We start from the raw sequence: 1,198 nt of genomic DNA, 5'->3' as shown, positions 1-1,198 counted from the left end.
TGTATGTACCGGAGACATGGTGGACAGGTGTTCGGAGACATGGTGGACACTTTTTAATAGACGCATTGCTCATCGCCAAGGAGATGACCTGTGTCTTGGGAAGAGGTGTCCACCGTGCAACTTCGCTCGGAATTCGTGTTTTTGGCTCGGCAAGAGGGGGCCAATATTCGGCTGCTTTGCCGTCGATTCAATATCAGTCCAAGCACTGCTTACAAATGGCTAAACAGGTTTGAAGCCTCAGGTGTTGAGGGATTGATCAACCAGTCTCGGCGACCGAAAACGTCACCCAAACGCTGTGTTGATGAGGTTGAGCAGCAGATTCTGACCGTGAGTCAGGAGTACGCGGCTTGGGGCGCTCGCAAGCTCAAGCGCGTGTTGGAAGACAACGGCGCAGTGATGCCTTCTGTCAGCACCGTGCATGCGGTTTTAAAGCGTCACTCGCGCGTTGATCAAAAGGCCGCTGAGATCAAGCCATTTATCCGGTTCGAGCATGAAGCTCCCAATGATCTTTGGCAGATGGACTTCAAGGGCCATATCAGCTTGGGCCTGGGCCGTTGCCATCCGTTGACGATACTGGACGATCATTCACGGTTTTCGCTGTGCATCGCTGCGTGCGCGAACGAGCAGCGCCAAACCGTTCAGGAGCATCTAATCCGGACCTTTCGGCGCTACGGCCTGCCTTTGCGCATGACGATGGACAACGGTTCGCCTTGGGGCGATCAGACAGGTGTTTATACCGCACTGGAGATCTGGCTGATGAGCCAAGGCATCAAGGTCGGCCACTCCCGACCTTATCATCCGCAGACCCAAGGAAAGCTGGAACGCTTTCACCGCAGCCTTAAAAGCGAAGTTCTGCAAGGCCAGTTGTTCATCGATCTCGATGGCGCGCAACGGGCGTTTGATAGCTGGCGTGATATTTACAACCAGAAGCGCCCGCACCAGGCGCTGGACATGCAGGTTCCTGCGGCCCGCTACAGCAGTAGTCCACGGGAATATCAGGAGCAACCCGCGGCGCCGGAGTACAACGATGGCGATGTGATCAGGAAGGTTCAGGTGAAGGGCGAGATCTACTGGGGGAACCGTGAATACACAGTCGGAAAGGCTTTTCACGGGAGGTCAGTAGCTATCCGGGAAACGACGGAGGATGGCATCCACGATGTCTACTGGGGTAAACATCGTATAGCCAAAATCGACTTGA

Annotated in this window: 1 protein-coding gene; it reads left to right on the top strand. The window is 54.8% G+C overall.

Translation table 11 applies throughout. The annotated features are described in order from the left end of the window. Nucleotides 1–90: 90 nt before the first annotated feature. Nucleotides 91–1,198, top strand: a 1,108-nt coding sequence (locus V3W27_RS28055; RefSeq protein WP_330208059.1) for an IS481 family transposase, incomplete at its 3' end; no start/stop codon positions are given.

The sequence above is a fragment of the Pseudomonas sp. AM14(2022) genome, from assembly GCF_036346455.1.
Lineage (GTDB): Bacteria > Pseudomonadota > Gammaproteobacteria > Pseudomonadales > Pseudomonadaceae > Aquipseudomonas > Aquipseudomonas putida_A.
This window is presented reverse-complemented; position numbering and strand designations above follow the sequence as displayed.